An 18,786-nucleotide genomic window follows, 5' to 3' on the forward strand; every position below is an offset into this window, starting at 1 on the left:
AAGATCGAGGCGTGACGGATCACAGTGAGCCCACCGACGAGCTGATCGCCGACGTGTTCGCGCGCAACTGCGCGTCGCGTGCCGCGCTGGAGGACGTCGCCAGCAAATGGGGTCTGCTCGCCCTGATCGCGCTCAGCGAGGGGTCCTACCGGTTCAACGCGCTCCGGCGCCGGGTCGACGGCGTGAGCGAGAAGATGCTGTCGCAGACCCTGCAGGCACTCGAACGCGACGGCATCGTCCACCGCGAGGTGATCACCACGATCCCCCCGCGGGTGGAGTACACGCTCACCGTGTTCGGCCGACAGGTCGCCGCACAGGTGAGCAGCCTGGCCGCCCTATTGGAGAGCACCGCTCCGGAAATCGCCGCCGCGCGCGAGGCCTACGCGAAGGCCCAGGCCGCCTCGGCGAAGACCCCGATGTGACGCACGTGAACGCCGGCCCGCGAGCAGGCGCCGCCCCGACAGCACGCGTAACCGCCGGCCCGCGACCGGGAGGCAGCCCCGGTCGCGACTCGCGAGGCCCGGCTCCCGTCGACTGGCCGGGGGCCCGGAGAGGAGAAGTCAGCGGCCGGCCGTGGCCAGCTCCCGCACCCGGTACGTTCTCGACCGCCCATGGTCGGACGCCGGCACCATGGCGGACTGCACGTTCGACCGCCGCTCGGACGGTACGTGGTCAGGCATGTGGGTCGGGCGTCCGCTGATCATCGGGGAACGCTAGCAACGGCGACGGAACGGCGGCCACGTCCCCAATGTCGAGTTAAGGAAGATTAAAGATCCGCGCCCGGACCGGGCAGCACATCGATGTCCGTGGCGTGCATCGGTTCGCCGCACTCCGAGCAGCGCGGGTCGACGTGGCTGATCCGGCCGCACGCGCGGTGCCGGTAGAGGACGGGCGGACCTGCCTCCCCCGCCAACCAGCGGTCGCCCCACCGCACCATCACCATGAGCAGGTCGACCAGCTCCATCCCCTTGGGCGTGAGTACGTAGCCGGCGCCGCGCGGCTCCTTACGCTCCAGCACACCTTGCGAGCACAGCCAGGCCAGCCGCTCGGCCAGGACCTTGCGGGAGATTCCCAGGTCACGCTGGAGCTGGTCGAACCGCGAGATCCCCACGTACACGTCACGCAGGATCAGCGGCGACCACGGCTCGCCGATCACGTCGAGGGTGCGGGCGATGGAACACGCCGCCAGGTCCGCGAAGCGGGTGCGCTGCATGACCCGAGAGTACGCGACGAGGTTCCCTCAAGGAACTATCTCTGCTAGCGTCGGCTCATCGAAGTTCCCTGAAGAGACCAGGAGGGACCATGAACCGCCCAGCCGTGGTGTCCGCCGAGGAGTGGAAGTCCGCCCGCGAGGAACTGCTGACCAAGGAGAAAGCGCTTACCCGCGCGCTCGACGCGTTGGCCGCCGAACGCCGCCGTATGCCGATGACCCGCCTCCCGACCGGCCACACGTTCACCGCGCCCGACGGCGCGACGGTCGACCTGCCCGGTCTGTTCGACGGGTACCGGCAGGTCGTGATCTACCACCACATGCTGGAGCCGGGCCAGGACTGGCTCTGCAACGGTTGCTCGTCCTTCACCGACAACATCGCCGACCAGTCGCACCTCAACGCACGTGACACCCGCGTCATCCTGATGTCCCGGGCGCCACAGGAGGAGATCGCACCGGTGCGGAAGCGGTTCGGGTGGACCGTGCCGTGGTACTCGTCGTACGGCACCACGTTCAACGACGACCTCGGCCTCGACGGCGGCTTCGGCCTCAGCGTACTGCTCCGCGACGGCGACGAGGTCTTCCGCACCTACTTCACCAACGGGCGCGGGGTCGACCGGCTGCGCATGGACTTCAACCTGCTCGACCTGACCCCCTACGGCCGGCAGGAGGAGTGGGAGGACTCCCCCGACGGCTGGCCGCAGACGCCCACGATGCAGTGGATCCGCCACAAGGACGAGTACGCGACGGAGGACCCCCGATGAAAGCGCTTTCCCCGACCGAGCGCGACGCGTTCCTGTCCGAGCCGCACGTCGGTGTACTCAGCGTCGCCAGCGACGACGGCCGGCCACCGCTGACCGTGCCCGTCTGGTACGCGTACGCGGACGGCGTCATCACGTTCTTCACCGGAACGCAGGGGCGCAAGGCGCGCAAGACGCGGCTCATCGAGCGGGCCGGCGTGCTGAGCTTCTGCGTGCAGAAGACCGAGTTCCCCTACCGGTACGTCACCGCGGAGTGCACCGTCGTCGGCGCGGAGCGCGAGCCGTCCGTGGAGAAGGTCCTCGCCGTCACGAGCCGCTACCTTCCGGCGGACGCCGCGCGAGGCTTCGCCGAGGCGGAGACCTCGAACCCGACGGGCACGTTCGTCCTGTTCACCGCGCGTCCTGACCGGTGGTCGAGCGTCGACTTCGCGGGCGAGTAGGAAACCACACGTACGGGTGGAGTCCGGCGGCGCGTGTTCACAGGGGACGCCCATCCCCGGAATGATCGTCGCCATGCGCCAGGCCGACGTCGAACGCCTCGTCCGAGACACCCTCGCGGCCCACGCCTCACTGTTCCTCGCCACCGCCGGCGAGGCGGGGCCGTGGGTCAACGGGGTCTACTTCGCCGAGGACGACCTGTTCACGCTCTCGATCGTGCTGGAGAGCGAGGGCCGCACGATCGCCGCGATCCGCTCCCAGCCACGCGTCGCCGTGATCGTGTCGACCGGTTCCCCGGGCGACCCGTTCCTCCAGGCGACCGCCGACGCGCAGGTGCTCATCGGCGGCGGCGCCGGGTACGCCCGGGAACTGCTGCGGGCCAAGGTTCCCCAGGCGGGCCCCTTCCTCGCGGCGCCGGTCGAGGCCGTGCGGCTGACCGTCAACACGTGGCGGGTCACCGACATTCCGAACGGCTGGCTGCCGGGCGTGGAACTGCCCAACCCGAACCGCCTTCTTCCCGTGGGGTAAATCTTCACAACTCGGCCACCGGTCGCGCCCGGGTCGGGCCGTACGGTCGAAGCCGTGCCCCTGACGCTTCCCACGCATCCGCTCGCCGTGGTGCCGCTGAAACTGTGGCGCCCGCGGTGGTTCGACGGGGTCGGCCTCGTGCTCGGCGCTGTCGCGCCGGACCTCGCGTACACGGCCGACGGGTACGGCGTCACCATCCACAGCCACGCGTGGCACGCCCCGCTGTGGTGGGCGGTGCCGCTCACGCTGGTCCTGGCTCCGCTCGTGCGATGGGCGGCCGCGCCCGTCGCCGCGCACCTGCCGCACGGCGGACCGCTCGCGCTGCGCGACTACGGCGCGCTGCCGCCGTCGCGGCACCGGTGGTGGGTGACCGCGTGGTCGGCGGTCCTCGGTGCGGTGACCCACCTCCTGTGGGACGCCGTGACGCACCCGACGGTCGACGGCGGCCGCGTGCCGTTCCCGCCGCTCACCACCGAGGCACTGCCCGGTTGGCCGTGGTGGCTGGTCGTGTCGCGGGTGTCCGACCTCGTCGGTTTCGGGGTCGCGGCGCTCCTCGCCGTCCACATCGGACGGTCCGGGCTCATCCGACGGTGGTACGGACCGCCGCCGCCGGTGCGCCGCCGACCCGTGCGTTTCTGGGCGACCGCGGCCCTGGTGACCGCGGCCGGAATGGCGTTGCTGCCGCTGCAATCCGTGCGGCTGTTCCACGATCAGGCGATCCGCGCGCTGGTCGTCGTGTCGCTGGCACTGCTCGCCGGTGCGATCGCCGCCTCGCCGAAACACCGTGCACGCCTGCCGGTGCCTTAAGATCGATGCGTGGAGCCGGTACGGGTGGCGATGTGGTCGGGCCCGCGCAACGTGTCCACTGCGCTGCTGCGCAGTTTCGGCGCCCGCGCCGACACGCTTGTCGTCGACGAACCTCTGTACGCGCACTACCTCCTCGCCACCGGCCTCGACCATCCGGGGCGCGAGGAGGTCATGGCCAGCCAGCCCACGCGGTGGCAGGCCGTCGCCGCCGGGCTCACCGGTCCGCTGCCGGTGGGCGTGAAGGTGTACTACCAGAAGCACATGACCCACCACCTGCTCCCCGAGATCGGACGCGACTGGATCGGCAAGCTGTCCAACGCGTTCCTGATCCGCGACCCCGAGCATGTGGTGGCGTCGTACGCGAAGGTACGCGGCGAGCCCACCCTCGCCGACCTCGGCTACGCCCAGCAGGCCGAGATCTTCCGCGCCTACGGCGGTCCGGTGGTCGACGCGGCCGACCTGTTGCGCGACCCGCGCGGCGTCCTGGAACGGCTGTGTACGGCGCTGGGCATCGTGTTCGACCCCGTCATGCTCTCGTGGCCGCCGGGCCGCCGCGTCACCGACGGGGTGTGGGCGCCGCACTGGTACGCCTCGGTGGAGAAGTCGACCGGGTTCGCACCCTACGACCCCACGCCGCCGGTGGTGCCGGACCGCCTGCGACACCTGGTCGAGCAGGCGCGGCCGTACTACGACGAACTTGCCGCCGAGAAGCTCTAGAGGACCGGAACCCCGGTGGCCGTCGCGTGCTCGCGGTAGAGCGTCGCCACCCGCTGCGTCACCGGGCCGACCTTGCCCGTGCCGATGGGCCGGCCGTCGATCTCGGTGACCGCGGCGATCTCGCCCATCGTCCCGGTGCAGAACACCTCGTCGGCCGTGTACATCTCCGTCAACGAGATGTCGCGGACCACCGCCGGGATCCCGTTGCCGGCGGCCAGCTCCAGCACCGTCTGCCGGGTGATGCCCTCCGGGCAGGCGACCGTGAACGGCGTGTGCAGCCCGTCGCCGACGACGGCGAACAGGTGGGTGGCGTTGGTCTCCGCGACGAAGCCGCGCCTGTCGAGCATCAGCGCGTCGTCGGCGCCGGCGACGTTGGCCTCCATCTTCGCGAGGATCGAGTTCAACAGGTTGTTGTGATGGATCTTCGGGTCGAGCACGTCGGGCCCGGGCCGGCGCACGCTCGACGTCACCAGCTTCAGCCCGGTCGTCTCGTACACGGGCGCCTTGTGCTCGGCCAGCACGATCAGCGTGCACCCCGCCTGGTTCAGGCGCGGGTCCATGCCGCTGGTCACCTTCACGCCCCGGGTGAGCGTCAGTCTGATGTGGACACCGTCGGTCATTCCGTTCGCGCGCAGGGTCGCGGTCACCGCCGCGATCAGATCGTCGTCGGACGGAACAGCGGCGAACCCCAGTGCCACGGCCGACCGCCGCAGCCGGGCGAGGTGCTCGCGCAGCCCGTAGATGCGGCCCGCGTACAGCCGCAGGCCCTCCCACACGCCGTCACCACCCTGCACCACCGAGTCGAAGGGCGAGATGCCGGGCTCGTCGCGGTGCCGCAGGACACCGTTGACCCAGTACCGGATGTCGGCGTTGCGCTCGTCATAGCGCTGGAGCATGGTCGTGATCGTACCGTTCCGTAGAATCTGCCGGCGTGACCACCGATGCCCGCCGCGCCTTCCACGCCCTGCACGAGTCCGGCACGTTCCTGCTCCCCAACCCGTGGGACGTCGGGTCGGCGAAGCTCCTGGAACAGCTCGGGGCGGTGGCGCTGGCCACCACGAGCTCCGGGTTCGCGGCCACTCTCGGTCGCAACGACCAGGAGGTGACCCGTGACGAGCTGGTCGCGCACGTCGCCGCGCTCACGGCGGCGGTGAGCGTGCCCGTGAACGTCGACGCCGAGCGCGGCTACGCCACCGACCCGACCGGCGTCGCCGAGACCGTGGAACTGCTCGCCGCGGCGGGGGCGAGCGGAGTGTCCATCGAGGACTACGACCCCGCCACGGGCGTGGTCGATCCGCTCGACGTGGCCGTGGAACGGATCGCCGCGGCGGCCGAGGTCTGCGCGAGGCACGGGATCGTGCTGACCGGTCGCGCGGAGAACCACCTGTACGGGATCACCGACCTCGACGACACGGTGGCCCGGCTGAACGCCTACCGGGAGGCCGGCGCGGGGTGCGTCTACGCGCCGGGGCTCAGCGACCTCGCCGACATCGCGCGCGTGGTCGCCGGAACCGGTGCACCGGTGAACGTGCTCGCGCTGCCGAACGGTCCCTCCGTGCCCGAGCTCGCCGGTGTGGGCGTGCGTCGCGTGTCGACCGGCGGGTCGCTGGCGTGGGCCGCGTACGGCGCGCTGGTGACGGCCACCCGCGAGCTGCAGGAGACCGGCACCAGCACGTACCTCACGCGGGCCCTCCCCCGCGACCTACGCGACGCCGCCTTCGGCGGCTGACCCCGAGGCCGACCGCGCGTCGCGCCAACGCAGGAACTCCGGCGACTCGCGCAGATCCGCGAAGTCGCCGAAGAGCGGGTCGCGGGCCAGGACCTGGTCGACCACGACGTACGCGTCGTGGTCACGGCCCTGGCGCAGCAGGATGCGGACCTTCGTGTCGCGGATGTAGTCGTGCTCGCCGCTCGGTGCCACCGTCAGCGCGTGCTCCACAGTGGACAGTGCCCGGTCGAGGTCACCCCGCTCCATGAGGTGCCAGGCGAGCGCGTTGCCGCAGCGGCGGAGCACCTCCTCCTGGAACGCGCCGAGGTCGGTGAAGTGCCAGATGGCCGCCGGCACCTCCGCCAGCGCCGCCTCGGCGTGCGCGATCAGCCGGTCGCCCTCGCCGAGCCGGCCCAGTGAGTCCACGATGGAGTACCGGGCGTAGAGGTGGTCGTAGTCGGAGTAGCGGGCACCGGGACGGCACAGGTCGACCGCACGCTCCAGGGTCGCGACCGAATCTTCGTAACGGCCCTCGGCGGCCGCCGTGGCGCCGGTCTTCACGAGGTCGTTCACGCGCCGCCAGGTGGGATCGTCCACATCGGACCGGGCCTCCACGTGCCGCAGGTCCATCCGCACGCGCGGGAACGTGGCGGCGATGCGGTCGAGGGTCGCACCGTCGAGCTCCGTGTACCGGAGGTCGACGAACTCGAGGTCGGTCAGGCGGTAGAACGGCTCGGGCAGCGACGTGAGGGGGTTGAACGACAGGTCGATCCGCTTCAGCCCGGGCATCCGGACGAACGCGTCGGCCGGCAGCACCAGCGCGGGACGGCCCTTCTCCTTGCCCCAGCGGTCGATGCCGAGGTCCTCCAGCGTGGTGATGTCCCAGATGCCGGCGAGCAGGTCCCGGCTCGGGTAGCGGCCCCCGTTGCCGCTGCGCCCGTCCATCCGCAGCACCCGCAACCGGGGCAGCTTCGCCAGGTCGGGCAGGCGCTCGACGCCACCCAACGCGCCGTCGAGGTACAGCTCCTCCAGTGTGGACAGTTGCAGCAGGTCGTCGGGCAGCTCGTCGAGCACCGACAGGCTGAGGTCGAGCACCCGCAGCCGCGGCAGCCGCGTGACCGCACGCGGGAACCCCGTCGACAGGCGCCGGATCCGCAGCTCGCGCAGCTCCGCGAGGTCGCCGAGGGTGTCGGGCAGCCGCCTGAACCGGTTGTCGGAGATGTCGAGCGCGCGCAGCCGTGACAGCGCGCCGATCGCCTTCGGCAGCTTGCGCAGCCCCGTGTCGCTGAGGTCGAGCACCTCCAGCGCGGTCAGCGTCGCGATCGCCTTCGGAACCTTGCCCAGGCCGTCGTTTCCGGCGAGCGAGAGCCGGCGCAGGTTCGGGAACCGCAGTACCTTCTCCGGGAAAGCGCGCAGCCGCCGCTCGCTCAGGTCGAGCTCGGTGACCTCGTCGGCGCGCTCCAGCAACGCGTCGAGCTCCGCCTCGGCGGCGAGGTGCGGCGGCAGAGCGCCGGGACGCAGTACCGGCCTGCCCCCGGTCAGCGCGGCCGCGACCCGCTCGTCGTCGAGCGTGCCGTCCGCCCCGACCACGTACGGCCACGCGGCCGCGGCCAGGTCCTCGTCGTCCTCGAAGTCGACCTGGCCGCCCATCCGGTCGGGGTCACCGCATACGACCGCCTCCGGCGGCCGGCCGAACTCCATGTTGAAGTACAGGAGGTTCAGCACCACCGGTGCGCGGGTGTGACCGGCGACCACGAGCAGCCCGCCGTCGTCGCCACGCCGCCCGAGCACGCCGCCGGTGGCCGTGAGGTCGCCGCGCACCACCACGTTGGGGCAGCCGGCCATGACCACGCTGCGGGCCCGCAGGTCGCCGGTCACCACGAGGAAGTGGCCGCTGCCGTCCTCGTAGAGGTCGACGTCGCCGTCGGTCACGAGGTCGCCGTCGACGATCACGTTGTACGGCGACCAGTCGGTGTGCGGATGCGACATCACCCCGCCCGGCACATGGAGTCCGCCCTCGTACAGGCGGATCTCCTGCTCGTCGGCGAAATCCGTGTACGGGTACCAGATGTCGGCGGAGACGGCGAAGCGCTCCTCGGCCTCGGCGGCGCTGATGACGCTGTAGCCGGGCGGAAATTCGACGGTCACGGGCGGGCAGCATAGGGGATCATCACCGCCGTGAGTGTTCCCCAACGTCAGGTCCGGGCTCTGTTCACGACCAGTACGGTCACCGTGTACCAGGCGTACGCGCCCGGGATCGCGCTGCCCGCCGTGGCCGCCGGACGGTTCGTGCCGCCGTTCAAGCGTGACCGCATGACCTGGATCAAGCCGTCGTTCCGCTGGATGATGTACCGCTGCGGCTGGGGCACCAAGCCCGGGCAGGAGCACGTGCTCGCGGTCGAGATGACCCGTGACGGCTTCGAGTGGGCGCTGGAGAACGCTTGCCTGAGCCATTACGTCCGCGACCTGTATCCCGACCAGCGGGCCTGGCAGGAGCGGCTGCGGGTGAGCCCGGTGCGCGTGCAATGGGACCCGGAGCGCTCGATCCGGCTCGCGCCGCTGCCCCACCGGTCGCTGCAGATGGGGCTGTCCGGCGTGGCGGCGCAGCGCTACGTCGACGAGTGGATCGTCGGCATCACCGACGTCACCGGGTTGGCGCACCGGGTCCACGACCTCGTGCGGCAGGGCCGTGACGACGAGGCGACCGCCGCCCTGCCCCCGGAAAGCGCTTACCCGCTCCCACCGGCGGCCCGCGACGCGGTCGGGGCATCGGAGTGGGACGCGGTCGGGGCAACGGAGTGACCCGCGTGATCCGCCCCGCGACGGCCGACGACCTGCCGGTGCTGCGCGACGTCGAACGCGCCGCGGGCGAGGCGTTCCGCCAGTTCGGCATGCCCGAGATCGCCGACGACGAGCCGCTTCCCCTGGACGTGCTGGACGCCTACCGCCGGGCCGGCCGTGCCTGGGTCGCGGTAGACGAGGTCGGCGCCGAACCCGCCGCCGCGCACGTCGGTGCCGAACCCGCCGCCGCGCACGTCGGCCCGCCCGTCGCCTACCTCATCGCCGACGTCGTGGACGGGTGCCTCCACATCGAGCAGGTATCCGTGCATCCGCGCGCGGCCCGTCAGGGAATCGGGCGCCGCCTGATCGAGCACGCCGCCCTGTACGCCCGGCAGCACGGTCTCGCCGGGCTGACCCTCACCACGTTCGCCGACGTGCCGTGGAACGCCCCCTACTACGAGCGGTGCGGCTTCCGCGTGGTGCCCGACGAGGAGCTGACCCCGGGGCTGCGCGCCGTACGGCGGAACGAGGCCGCCCACGGCCTCGACCGCTGGCCCCGCGTCGTCATGCACAGGCCCGCCGGGAACTGAACGGCGACCGGGCCGGAACGGGGCTTCCCCCGTCCGGCCCGGCCGTCCCCCCTCTGGCGGAATCAGGGCCTGTGACCCGCACCCACCGGCTCCGTGGCGACCGGCGCCACCGGCGGGAGCGGGGTCGACGCCGAGGCGCCGTGCTCGATGTGCGGCAACCAGCCCAGCCAGCGCGGCAGGTACCAGTTCGCCTTGCCCAGCAGGGCCATCACCGCGGGCAGCAGGATCGCCCGGATGATCGTCGCGTCCAGGAGGACCGCCACCGACAGGCCGACGCCGATCTGCTTCATCGAGGTCAGGGGCATGAAGGCGAACAGCGCGAACACCGCCACCATCACGACCGCGGCACTGGTGATCGCTCCCGCGGTGCCGGCGATGCCGTCGGCCACCGCCTGCCGGGTGGTCAGGCCCCGGTCGTAGCCCTCGCGGATCCGCGACAGCACGAACACGTGGTAGTCCATCGACAGGCCGAAGAGAATCACGAACAGCATCAGCGGCAGCCAGTCGGTGATGCCGCCGCTCGGCGTGAAGTCGAGCAACCCGGAGCCGTGACCGTCCTGGAAGACCAGCACCAGCACGCCGTACGCGGCCGCCACCGACAGCAGGTTCAGCACGATCGTCGTCACCGCGATCACCAGGGACCGGAACGAGAGCAGCACGAGCACGAACGTCAGGCCGAGCACGAACAGGAACACCAGCGGCATGCTGCGCTTCAACGACTCGTTGAAGTCGTACGAGCCGGCCACCTCACCGGTGACGGCCACGTCGGAGACGCCGGCCACGTCGTCGAAGGCACCGGGGATCACCGTTCCGCGGAGCAGTTTCAGGGCATTCTCGGACGCCGCGTCGGTCCCGCTGCCCGAGAGCCCGACCGAGACGATCGCGACCGTGCGGTCGGGGCTGACCACGACGGAGATCGGCTCGTGCATCTGCCCGGTCGCCAGGGCGGCGGCGCGGAACCGCTCGATCGCCCCGGTCACCGGCGCGGCGGTGACGTCGTCGGCGGCGATCACGACCCGCGCCGGGTCGGCGCCACCCGGGAACTCGTCGCGGATGTCCTTGAGCGTGTTGATCGTCGGGATGGTGTCGCCGAAGTCGTCGAGGCTCTCGCCCACGAGGTTGAGGCGCAGCGCCGGCGTCGCCAGGGCGCCGAGAGCGACCGCGGCCAGCAGCGCCGAGACGAGCGGACGCCGGAGCACGACCGAGAGCAGTGCTCTCCACGCGCGTCCCGTCGACCGCGGGCTGTGGACGGCCCGGCGCCGACGGATGCGGCCAAAGTTGATCTTGTCACCCAGGAGGGACAGCATCGCCGGCAGCACGGTCAGCGAGCCGAGCACGGCGGTGGCGACGACCAGGATCGTGCCGATGCCGATGCTCATGAACGTGCTGTCGCCGGTGAACAGCAGGCCGGCCATGGCGACCATGACGGTGAGCCCGGAGATCCAGATCGACCGGCCGGAGGTCTGCGCGGCGATGAGCAGCGCGGTGTCCTTGTCGTTGCCGCGGGCGCGCTCCTCGCGCTCCCGGCGGATGTAGAACAGGCAGTAGTCGACGCCCACCGCGAGGCCGATCAGCAGCATCACGTGCGGGGTGGTGTCGCTCATCGGGATCGCGCGGCTGGCGAACGCCGCCAGTCCCATCGCCGCGATCACCGCGGTGATCGCCAGCCCGACCGGCAGCAGCGCGGCGACGAGCGCGCCGAACGCGATCAGCAGGATCCCGAACGTCACGGCCAGCGACGCCAGGCCGACCTTGTTGAGGATCTTCTCGAGCTCCTCACCGATGAACTTGTCGCCGCTGGCGTCACCGGCCTGCGCGACGTCGAGCGACGGATGCGCCCTCCGCACCGTGTCGACCGCGGCGAGCGTCTTGTCGACATCGTCCGGATCCGCCAGGTCGAACGTCACCAGCGCGGCGCCGCGGTCCTCCGACGGGATCGGGTCGGACCGGTCGAGCGCGACCCCGGTGCCGTCGAGCGCGCGGGCGAGGTCGGCGAGCGCCGCTTGGACCTCCGGGTCGTCGATGGTGCGCCCGTCACCCCGCACGAGCACCATCTCGCCGGACCGCTCCGGGAAGTCCGCCGCTTCGACGAGCTTCTCGGCGCGGGCCGACTCGCCGTGGTTACCACCAGTCTCGTCGTCGATGGTGCCGAGCACACCGCTCAGGACCACCGTTCCAGCCACGAACACCAGCCAGCCGAGCACGGCGAGCGCGCGGTGACGCATGCTCCAGCCCGCCGTGCGGGCCGCGATCCCTTTGATTTCCGCCATGGTCAGGAACGCTACGGAGAGCAACGATTTTCATCGATCCAGCCACCTTGCGTCTACGCGGTGGTGCCAGCCTTCCGAGTTTGGTGGTGCTAGCCGGAGTGCCGGGTGGTGCTCTAACGTTTCGGCATGCGTAGCACGATGATGACACTGCCGTTACAGGTCTCCCGCATCCTGCGTCACGGCAGCACCGTGCACGGCGGGTCCGAGGTCGTCACCTGGACCGGTACCCCCGGTGCCTCCCGCCGCGCGTCCTACGCCGAGATCGGCCGCGACGCCGCCCGGCTGGCCAACGCACTCCGTGACGACCTGGGCGTCACCGGCGACCAGCGGGTCGCCACCCTCATGTGGAACAACGCCGAGCACCTGACCACCTACCTCGCCGTGCCGAGCATGGGCGCCGTGCTGCACACGCTGAACCTGCGCCTGTTCCCCGACCAGATCGCCTACATCGCCAACCACGCCGAAGACCGGGTCGTCATCGTCAGCGACACGCTGATTCCGTTGCTGGCCAAGGTGCTGCCCCATCTGTCCACTGTGGAGCACGTCGTGGTCGTCGGCGAAGGCCCCGCCGAGCTCGACGGCGTGCGGGTCCACCGCTGGAACGAGCTGCTCGCCGGCAGGGAGGACACCTTCGACTGGCCCGACGTCGACGAGAACGACGCCGCGGCGCTGTGCTACACGTCCGGCACGACCGGGAACCCCAAGGGGGTCGCCTACTCGCACCGCTCCATCTACCTGCACTCGATGCAGGTGTGCGCGGCGGAGACGTTCGGCCTCACGCCCTCGACGCGCGAACTGTGCATCGTCCCGATGTTCCACGCGATGGCGTGGGGCCTGCCGTACGCGGCGTTCATGAGCGGCGCGTCGCTGGTGATGACCGAACGCTTCCTGCAGGCCGAGCCGATCGCCCAGATGATCGCGACCGAGAAGCCCAACCTCGCCGGCGCGGTGCCCACGATCTTCACCGACCTGCTGCGCTACCTCGACGCGAACCCCACCGACACGTCCTCCCTCAAGGAGGTCATCATCGGCGGTTCGGTGTGCCCGCCCGCGTTGATGCACGCGCTGTCGGAGCGCCACGGCATCGAGGTCATCCACGCCTGGGGCATGACCGAGACCTCGCCGCTCGGCTCGGTGGCCCGCGCCCCGGGCAACCTGAGCCAGGACGAGCAGTGGGCCTACCGGTACACGCAGGGCCGCGTGCCGGCGTCGGTGGAGGCGCGCATCGTCGGACCCGCGGGCGACGTGATGCCCACCGACGGCGAGGCCGTGGGCGAGCTCGAGGTTCGCGGCCCGTGGATCACCGGCCGCTACATCGGTGACGACGACGGCGCGGACCCCGAGAAGTTCCGCGACGGCTGGCTGCGCACCGGCGACGTCGGCAAGCTCACCGCCGAGGGCTACATCACGCTCACCGACCGGGCCAAGGACGTCATCAAGTCCGGTGGCGAGTGGATCAGCTCGCTGGAGCTGGAGAACCACCTGATGGAGCACCCGTCGGTGGCGGAGGCGTGCGTGGTGGCGGTGCCCGACGAGAAGTGGGGCGAGCGTCCACTCGCGACGGTCGTCGTCGCCGAGGGGCAGACGGTCACCGCGGCCGACCTCAAGGAGTTCCTCGCCGGGCGGGTGGCGAAGTGGCAGCTGCCCGAGCGGTGGGCGTTCATCGAGGCGGTGCCGAAGACCAGTGTCGGCAAGTTCAACAAGAAGGAGCTGCAGTCGGGCTACGCCAAGGGCGACCTGACCGTGGAGGAGCTCCACTAGTCAGGCCGCCCTCGGGCGGAGAGCGCTATGGCCGGGCGGTGATCTGCTGGACCGCCCAGCTGTTCCCGTCGGGGTCGGTGAGGAACAGGAAGCCGGAGTTGTTGAGGTCGTCGCCGTCCTCGGCCGGGCGGAAGCCGCCGTCGCGGCTGGCGTACATCACCTCGCCGCACTCCACGCCGCGCTCCACGAGCAGGGAATGCGCTTTCCGCACGTCGTTCACCACGAGCTGCGTACCCTGCAGCGACCCCGGCTTCATCTCCGACATGCCGACCACGATCGAGCAACCCGACCCGGGCGGGGTCAGCTGCGCGAACCGCACCGACCCGGCCCGGGTGTCGTGGTCGACCGCGAAGCCGAGCTTGCCCACGTAGAACTCGATGGCCCGGTCGACGTCGGAAACGGGCACGTGCACGACCTCGAGTGTCCAGTTCATGGCATATCTCCCTCACCTCAGAGTTGCTGTCACCCACGCGTCGAACGGCCCGCGGCGGTTTCTACACGACCTCGGGAACATTTTCCGAGAACGCCGCCCGCAGGGTGGCGAGCCAGTCCTCGTCCACCGGGACGGCGACGCCGTCGATCGCCGCGATCGGGCGGGCCGGGGTGTGCGAACTGGTCCAGACCGCGCCCCGCATGGAACCGAGGTCGTCGACGTGCACCGGCCGGTCGACCACCGCCCCCGACAGGCCGGCGCGGATCAGCCGCACCGTGGTGCCCGTGAGCATCGGCGCCACCGGGAACACCGTCGTGCCGTCGGCGTCGAGGAAGAGCACGTTCCAGGTGGACCCCTCGGCGACGAGCCCGTCGTCGCCGACGAACAGCACGTCGTCGAAGCCGTCGACGCGCGCCCGGCGGCGCAGGTACACCGCGCCCATCCGGGCCAGGTTCTTCACCTCCGGCCGCCACCGGCCGAACCGGGCCGTCCGCACCCCGACGGGCGTCGGCGACGGGTGCACCGGCTCGTCCGCACGCACCAGCACCGAGGGCTCACCGGAGTCGGGGCCGAACATGTACACCTCGACCGAGGCGTCGCCCACCAGGGTCGCCCGGATGTACTCCCGCACCCGCTCGTCGGGCACCGCGGCCCCGAACAGCTCGACCGACGCCTCCCGCAGCCGGCACAGATGCAGGCCGAGGCCGCGCACCCGCCCGTCGCGCACCTGCATGGACGAGTAGTGGCCGTACCCCGCGAACGCCAGCGGCACGAGGTCGTCGAGCGTCGCGGGAACACCGTTCACTGTCGCGTGCGCCATGCCACCACCGTAGGCTGCGGACATGGCCTACTACCGTCAGGTCGGCAGCGTCCCACCCAAGCGGCACACCCAGCACCGCGGGCCCGAGGGAACGCTCCGCTACGAGGAGCTGATGGGCGAGGAGGGCTTCTCGTCCGACTCGTCGCTGCTCTACCACGTCAACATCCCGTCCGCGATCGTCGACGCCCAGCCGTGGGAGCCGCCCGACGTCTCCACGGTGCCCAACCACCCCCTGCAGCCGCGCCACTTCCAGCTGCCCGGCCTCTTCGAAGGGGAGGACTGGAAGGCCACCGACGTCGTCTCCGGCCGTCGGCTGGTGCTCGGCAACGCCGACGTGCGGCTGTCCTATGTGGTCGCCGGCACGCCGTCTCCCTTGTACCGCAACGCGATCGGCGACGAGTGCGTGTACGTCGAGAAGGGCGGGGCCACGGTCGAGACGCTGTTCGGCGCGCTACAGGCCAGGACCGGCGACTTCGTCGTCCTGCCCCGCAACACCACCCACCGGTGGATCCCCGACGACAGCGGCGAGCCCCTGAAGGCGTACTGCATCGAGTCCTCGACGCACATCGCGCCGCCCAAGCGGTACCTCAGCCGGTACGGCCAGCTCCTCGAGCACGCCCCGTACTGCGAACGCGACCTGCACGCGCCGAGCGAGCCCATGAGAGCAGAAGGCGACGACGTCGAGGTGTTCGTCAAGCACCGCACCGCCGCCGGCGTCACCGGAACCCGCTTCGTGTATCCGAAGCACCCGTTCGACGTGGTCGGCTGGGACGGCTGCCTGTACCCGTACACGTTCAACGTCAGCGACTTCGAGCCGATCACCGGCCGCGTGCACCAGCCGCCACCGGTGCACCAGGTGTTCGAGAGCGTCAACTTCGTCATCTGCGCGTTCGTGCCCCGGAAGGTCGACTACCACCCGCTGTCCATACCGGTGCCGTACTACCACTCCAATGTGGACAGTGACGAGGTCATGTTCTACTGCGGCGGCAACTACGAGGCGCGCAAGGGCTCCGGGATCGCGCAGGGGTCCGTCTCCCTGCACCCGGGCGGCCACCCGCACGGGCCGCAGCCGGGCGCGTACGAGCGCAGCATCGGCGTCGAGTACTTCGACGAGCTCGCCGTCATGGTCGACACGTTCCGCCCGCTCGAGCTCGGCGAGGGCGGTCGCGCCAGCGACGACGGAAAGTACGCCTGGACCTGGGTGGGCGGCCGTGGCTGAACAGTACGGCGCGTTCACCACCGGCACCGGGCCACCGAGAATCGGCGTCCGCACGGACGACCATGTCCTCGACCTCACAGAAGCGGCACACGCGCAGCGCCGCCCCTACGCCCACCTCGTCGAGGGGCCCACCCTCAACCCCCTGATGGCGGCCGGCCCGGAGGTCTGGGCCCAGGTGCGTGAGGACGTCGGGCGGTGGGAGCCGACGATCGCGCTCTCCGACGTCACCCCGCATCTGCCCTTCGAGGTGGCCGACTACGTCGACTTCTACTCCTCGGAGAACCACGCCGCCAACGTGGGCCGCATCTTCCGCCCCGGCGGCGACCCGTTGCCACCGAACTGGAAGCACCTGCCCATCGGCTACCACGGCCGCGCCGGCACGGTCGTCGTCAGCGGCACCGACGTCGTGCGTCCACGCGGTCAGCGCAAGGCCCCCGACGACCCGGCGCCGACGTTCGGACCGACGCGACGCCTCGACATCGAGGCCGAAGTGGGGTTCGTCGTCGGCGTACCGGCCACCCGACCCGTACCGCTCGGGGACTTCGACCGGCACGTGTTCGGCGTCGTGCTGCTCAACGACTGGTCGGCCAGGGACATCCAGGCATGGGAGTACGTGCCGCTCGGGCCGTTTCTCGGCAAGAGCTTCGCGACGTCGGTCTCGGCGTGGGTCACCCCGCTCGCGGCGCTCGACGGCGCCCGCACGCGACCGCCGGCCCGCACCGGCCCGCTGCTGCCCTACCTCGACGACACCGGTACACCGCCGTGGGGCCTCGACCTGACGCTCGAGGTCGAGCTCAACGGCACCGTCGTCAGCCGGCCGCCGTTCGCGACGATGTACTGGACGCCCGCGCAGCAACTGGCCCACCTGACGGTCAACGGCGCGACGCTGCGCACCGGCGACCTGTTCGCGTCGGGAACCGTGAGCGGACCGGCGAAGGACGAGCTGGGCTCGCTCCTGGAGCTGTCGTGGGGCGGCCGCGACGAGATCGCCACCGGGGCCGGCAAGCGCACGTTCCTCGAGGACGGCGACGAGGTGGTCCTGCGGGCCACCGCGACGAACGGCGTGCGGCTCGGCGAGGTCACCGGCCGCATCCGGCCACACGGGGCGTGAGACCGCACCGGGCGTAGGGCGGATCCGCGCGCACGCCGGATCCGCTCACACCGAGTAGCGGTTCAGGAATCGACTCCGGTCGCTGGCGTGGGGAACGTCTCAGGCCTGGGCGGCCGTCGCCGCGGCTTTGGCGGCCGCCCGGGCCCGTGACCGCACCACCCGCTCGGTCCGGATGGCCCGGCGGCGCTGCATCGCCGTGGGTTCCAGGTCGGCCTCGCGGGTCGGCAGGCTGAGAATCTCGATCAGCGACTGGATCGTCGTGGCGAGCTGCTCCGCGCCCGCGACACCGAGATGGTCGCCGATCTCCTGCTCCTGCTGCCGGCGCACCGGCGCGATCCGGGTGATCAGCGCGCGCCCCAACGGGGTGACCGTGAACTCCGGCGACCGGCGGTCGTTGTCACGGGTCGACCGCTTGATCAGATCCTGCTCCTCCAGCGCCGCCACCACGCGGCTGACCTGCGCCTTGTCGACGAACGTGCGGGCCGAGATGGCGCGGACGGTCGACCCGGGGCGCAGGGCGACCTGCAGCAGGACCCGGTACTCGGCGACCGCCAGGCCGAACCGCTCGCTGAGCATCCGGGCGAGCCGCCGCTCGAGCAGCTTCGCCAGGATCGTCACCCGGAACGACAGAAAGCTCTCCAACAGCATTCCGTCGTCGATGCCAGGTCCGGACCGGGTGCGTGGCTTTGGTCCTTCATCCACCCGATCATGCTGACACCGCACGGTCGCGGATATCAACGCACCGGTTGTCCCGGACACGCGGAACGCCGCTACTCTGCGCGGTCGTTCCTGCCCACGACCTGGTGCACCAGGCCGTACTCGACCGCCTCGGCGGCCGTGAGCATCTTCCCCGCGGACAGGTCCGACTCGATCCTGCTGCGGGCCTGCCCGGTCACCTCGGCCAGCCGTACCGCCAGCTCCTCCAGCTCACGCAGGTACCGACCGGCGGCCGACGCCACCTCGTCGGCGGTGCCCGCCACCGTGGCCGAGCGCGGCTCGGTCAGCCTGATGCGGGCGTGCCGGTACGCGAGCCGGCGGTGGGCGGCGGCCAGCACCGCGACGGCGGCTCCCCCGGCCTCGCCGGTGACCGTCGCGTGCAGTTCGCACCGCATGGCGTCGACGGCGTCGACCACGGCGAACGCCGCGTTGAGGTCGCCCTCCGGCGCCGACAGGTGCAGGTGCACCGGCTCGGTGCCCAGCGCGTCGAGCGTGAGGAGCGACGCGGCCGCCTGGCTGGCCGAGCCGCCGGTGATCACACCGGTCAGCATCACGACCCGCCGGTCGAACAGCTTCTCGGCGAGCCACGGCGCGACGCCCTCCGACGGGCCCGGCATCGGGCGGTTCTCACGCATCCGGAACCTCCAGCTTCAGCTCGGCACCCACCGCCGCGGCGTACCGCCGCAGGGTCGACATCCGGGCGTCGACCTGCCCGGCCTCCAGCCGCGCGACGGCCGGCTGCGAGGTGCCCATCCGCTCGGCGACCTCCCCCTGCGACAGCCCGGCCGCGCGCCGGCGCGCGACCAGCTCCTCGACAAGATCATTGTTGGCGGCCATCTCCCGGAACCCCGGAAGACGCGGCAGCCCGTCGTCGGTCATATCAGAAACGATATACCCACCCCGTAAACGTCCCGG

General features: G+C 71.2%; 21 protein-coding genes. 12 read left to right on the top strand and 9 right to left on the bottom strand.

What is annotated here, in order from left to right:
• The first annotated feature begins 11 nt into the window (after positions 1-11).
• Complete coding sequence (locus tag Voc01_RS10855; RefSeq protein ID WP_203927207.1) at positions 12-422, top strand: winged helix-turn-helix transcriptional regulator; 411 nt, start codon at positions 12-14, stop codon at positions 420-422.
• A 344-nt stretch (positions 423-766) separates the two neighbouring features.
• Here Voc01_RS10855 and Voc01_RS10860 read toward each other — a convergent pair whose 3' ends face one another.
• The gene (locus tag Voc01_RS10860; protein ID WP_203927208.1) at positions 767-1,213 is read right to left on the bottom strand and encodes a winged helix-turn-helix transcriptional regulator; all 447 of its coding nucleotides are present in this window, start codon (positions 1,211-1,213) and stop codon (positions 767-769) included.
• A gap of 89 nt (positions 1,214-1,302) precedes the next feature.
• Between Voc01_RS10860 and Voc01_RS10865 the strand changes: the two genes are divergently transcribed.
• The 5 genes from Voc01_RS10865 to Voc01_RS10885 all read left to right on the top strand — a co-directional run bounded on the left by Voc01_RS10865 (position 1,303) and on the right by Voc01_RS10885 (position 4,461).
• Positions 1,303-1,974, top strand: a complete 672-nt coding sequence (locus Voc01_RS10865) for a DUF899 domain-containing protein (protein ID WP_203927209.1) — start codon at positions 1,303-1,305, stop codon at positions 1,972-1,974.
• Positions 1,971-2,411, top strand: a complete 441-nt coding sequence (locus tag Voc01_RS10870) for a pyridoxamine 5'-phosphate oxidase family protein (RefSeq protein ID WP_203927210.1) — start codon at positions 1,971-1,973, stop codon at positions 2,409-2,411. The genes Voc01_RS10865 and Voc01_RS10870 overlap by 4 nt, the downstream gene beginning before the upstream one ends.
• Positions 2,412-2,484: 73 nt before the next feature.
• Complete coding sequence (locus Voc01_RS10875; RefSeq protein WP_203927211.1) at positions 2,485-2,937, top strand: pyridoxamine 5'-phosphate oxidase family protein; 453 nt, start codon at positions 2,485-2,487, stop codon at positions 2,935-2,937.
• A 54-nt stretch (positions 2,938-2,991) separates the two neighbouring features.
• A complete protein-coding gene (locus Voc01_RS10880) occupies positions 2,992-3,744 on the top strand; it encodes a DUF4184 family protein (protein ID WP_203927212.1) in 753 nt (250 codons plus the stop codon).
• Between the two features lie 9 nt (positions 3,745-3,753).
• The gene (locus Voc01_RS10885; protein WP_239160106.1) at positions 3,754-4,461 is read left to right on the top strand and encodes a sulfotransferase-like domain-containing protein; all 708 of its coding nucleotides are present in this window, start codon (positions 3,754-3,756) and stop codon (positions 4,459-4,461) included.
• Here Voc01_RS10885 and Voc01_RS10890 read toward each other — a convergent pair.
• Positions 4,458-5,357 (bottom strand): aminotransferase class IV, encoded by a 900-nt coding sequence (locus Voc01_RS10890; protein WP_203927213.1) that lies wholly within the window; start codon positions 5,355-5,357, stop codon positions 4,458-4,460. The two genes, Voc01_RS10885 and Voc01_RS10890, sit on opposite strands and share 4 nt — an antisense overlap.
• A gap of 35 nt (positions 5,358-5,392) precedes the next feature.
• On the opposite strand from Voc01_RS10890, the gene Voc01_RS10895 reads away from it, so the two are divergent.
• Positions 5,393-6,190, top strand: a complete 798-nt coding sequence (locus Voc01_RS10895; RefSeq protein WP_203927214.1) for an isocitrate lyase/PEP mutase family protein — start codon at positions 5,393-5,395, stop codon at positions 6,188-6,190.
• Here the strand turns inward: Voc01_RS10895 and Voc01_RS10900 are convergent.
• Positions 6,164-8,317 carry a leucine-rich repeat domain-containing protein gene (locus tag Voc01_RS10900; RefSeq protein ID WP_203927215.1) on the bottom strand — a complete coding sequence of 718 codons (2,154 nt, stop codon included), beginning with the start codon at positions 8,315-8,317 and terminating at the stop codon, positions 6,164-6,166. The genes Voc01_RS10895 and Voc01_RS10900 overlap by 27 nt on opposite strands.
• 30 nt (positions 8,318-8,347) lie before the next feature.
• Between Voc01_RS10900 and Voc01_RS10905 the strand changes: the two genes are divergently transcribed.
• Both Voc01_RS10905 and Voc01_RS10910 read left to right on the top strand, forming a co-directional pair.
• Entirely contained in the window at positions 8,348-8,971 is a 624-nt protein-coding gene (locus tag Voc01_RS10905; protein WP_203927216.1) for a DUF4291 domain-containing protein, read from the top strand.
• A gap of 5 nt (positions 8,972-8,976) precedes the next feature.
• A complete protein-coding gene (locus Voc01_RS10910) occupies positions 8,977-9,540 on the top strand; it encodes a GNAT family N-acetyltransferase (RefSeq protein ID WP_239160107.1) in 564 nt (187 codons plus the stop codon).
• A 62-nt stretch (positions 9,541-9,602) separates the two neighbouring features.
• On the opposite strand, the gene Voc01_RS10915 is transcribed toward Voc01_RS10910, so the two are convergent.
• The gene (locus Voc01_RS10915) at positions 9,603-11,810 is read right to left on the bottom strand and encodes an MMPL family transporter (protein WP_203927217.1); all 2,208 of its coding nucleotides are present in this window, start codon (positions 11,808-11,810) and stop codon (positions 9,603-9,605) included.
• 126 nt (positions 11,811-11,936) lie between these two features.
• Here Voc01_RS10915 and Voc01_RS10920 point away from each other — a divergent pair, with 126 nt between their 5' ends.
• Positions 11,937-13,571: a fatty acid--CoA ligase gene (locus Voc01_RS10920; RefSeq protein ID WP_239160108.1), complete on the top strand. Its 1,635-nt coding sequence runs from the start codon at positions 11,937-11,939 to the stop codon at positions 13,569-13,571.
• Between the two features lie 25 nt (positions 13,572-13,596).
• On the opposite strand, the gene Voc01_RS10925 is transcribed toward Voc01_RS10920, so the two are convergent.
• Entirely contained in the window at positions 13,597-14,004 is a 408-nt protein-coding gene (locus tag Voc01_RS10925) for a VOC family protein (RefSeq protein WP_203927218.1), read from the bottom strand.
• A 61-nt stretch (positions 14,005-14,065) separates the two neighbouring features.
• Positions 14,066-14,824 carry an aminotransferase class IV gene (locus Voc01_RS10930; protein ID WP_203927219.1) on the bottom strand — a complete coding sequence of 253 codons (759 nt, stop codon included), beginning with the start codon at positions 14,822-14,824 and terminating at the stop codon, positions 14,066-14,068.
• 22 nt (positions 14,825-14,846) lie between these two features.
• Here Voc01_RS10930 and Voc01_RS10935 point away from each other — a divergent pair, with 22 nt between their 5' ends.
• Positions 14,847-16,043: a homogentisate 1,2-dioxygenase gene (locus tag Voc01_RS10935; RefSeq protein ID WP_203927220.1), complete on the top strand. Its 1,197-nt coding sequence runs from the start codon at positions 14,847-14,849 to the stop codon at positions 16,041-16,043.
• Positions 16,036-17,154: a fumarylacetoacetate hydrolase family protein gene (locus tag Voc01_RS10940; protein WP_203927221.1), complete on the top strand. Its 1,119-nt coding sequence runs from the start codon at positions 16,036-16,038 to the stop codon at positions 17,152-17,154. Before Voc01_RS10935 ends, Voc01_RS10940 begins: the two co-directional genes overlap by 8 nt.
• Positions 17,155-17,253: 99 nt before the next feature.
• Here Voc01_RS10940 and Voc01_RS10945 read toward each other — a convergent pair whose 3' ends face one another.
• From Voc01_RS10945 to Voc01_RS10955, 3 genes are all read right to left on the bottom strand, one after another.
• A complete protein-coding gene (locus Voc01_RS10945; RefSeq protein ID WP_203927222.1) occupies positions 17,254-17,856 on the bottom strand; it encodes a MarR family winged helix-turn-helix transcriptional regulator in 603 nt (200 codons plus the stop codon).
• A 68-nt stretch (positions 17,857-17,924) separates the two neighbouring features.
• Positions 17,925-18,506: an ATP-dependent Clp protease proteolytic subunit gene (locus Voc01_RS10950; protein ID WP_203927223.1), complete on the bottom strand. Its 582-nt coding sequence runs from the start codon at positions 18,504-18,506 to the stop codon at positions 17,925-17,927.
• A complete protein-coding gene (locus tag Voc01_RS10955; protein ID WP_203927224.1) occupies positions 18,499-18,750 on the bottom strand; it encodes a helix-turn-helix domain-containing protein in 252 nt (83 codons plus the stop codon). Before Voc01_RS10955 ends, Voc01_RS10950 begins: the two co-directional genes overlap by 8 nt.
• Positions 18,751-18,786 lie beyond the last annotated feature (36 nt).

The sequence above is a fragment of the Virgisporangium ochraceum genome, from assembly GCF_016863655.1.
In the GTDB taxonomy this organism is placed as follows: Bacteria; Actinomycetota; Actinomycetes; order Mycobacteriales; family Micromonosporaceae; genus Virgisporangium; species Virgisporangium ochraceum.

Excerpts from the sequence above, each read along its gene's own strand:
- Voc01_RS10860 (WP_203927208.1), bottom strand. The coding sequence starts at position 1,213 with ATGCAGCGCACCCGCTTCGCGGACCTGGCGGCGTGTTCCATCGCCCGC.
- Voc01_RS10950 (WP_203927223.1), bottom strand. The coding sequence starts at position 18,506 with ATGCGTGAGAACCGCCCGATGCCGGGCCCGTCGGAGGGCGTCGCGCCG.
- Voc01_RS10915 (WP_203927217.1), bottom strand. The coding sequence starts at position 11,810 with ATGGCGGAAATCAAAGGGATCGCGGCCCGCACGGCGGGCTGGAGCATG.
- Voc01_RS10920 (WP_239160108.1), top strand. The coding sequence starts at position 11,937 with ATGCGTAGCACGATGATGACACTGCCGTTACAGGTCTCCCGCATCCTG.
- Voc01_RS10870 (WP_203927210.1), top strand. The coding sequence starts at position 1,971 with ATGAAAGCGCTTTCCCCGACCGAGCGCGACGCGTTCCTGTCCGAGCCG.
- Voc01_RS10875 (WP_203927211.1), top strand. The coding sequence starts at position 2,485 with ATGCGCCAGGCCGACGTCGAACGCCTCGTCCGAGACACCCTCGCGGCC.
- Voc01_RS10890 (WP_203927213.1), bottom strand. The coding sequence starts at position 5,357 with ATGCTCCAGCGCTATGACGAGCGCAACGCCGACATCCGGTACTGGGTC.
- Voc01_RS10955 (WP_203927224.1), bottom strand. The coding sequence starts at position 18,750 with ATGACCGACGACGGGCTGCCGCGTCTTCCGGGGTTCCGGGAGATGGCC.
- Voc01_RS10930 (WP_203927219.1), bottom strand. The coding sequence starts at position 14,824 with ATGGCGCACGCGACAGTGAACGGTGTTCCCGCGACGCTCGACGACCTC.
- Voc01_RS10935 (WP_203927220.1), top strand. The coding sequence starts at position 14,847 with ATGGCCTACTACCGTCAGGTCGGCAGCGTCCCACCCAAGCGGCACACC.
- Voc01_RS10865 (WP_203927209.1), top strand. The coding sequence starts at position 1,303 with ATGAACCGCCCAGCCGTGGTGTCCGCCGAGGAGTGGAAGTCCGCCCGC.
- Voc01_RS10925 (WP_203927218.1), bottom strand. The coding sequence starts at position 14,004 with ATGAACTGGACACTCGAGGTCGTGCACGTGCCCGTTTCCGACGTCGAC.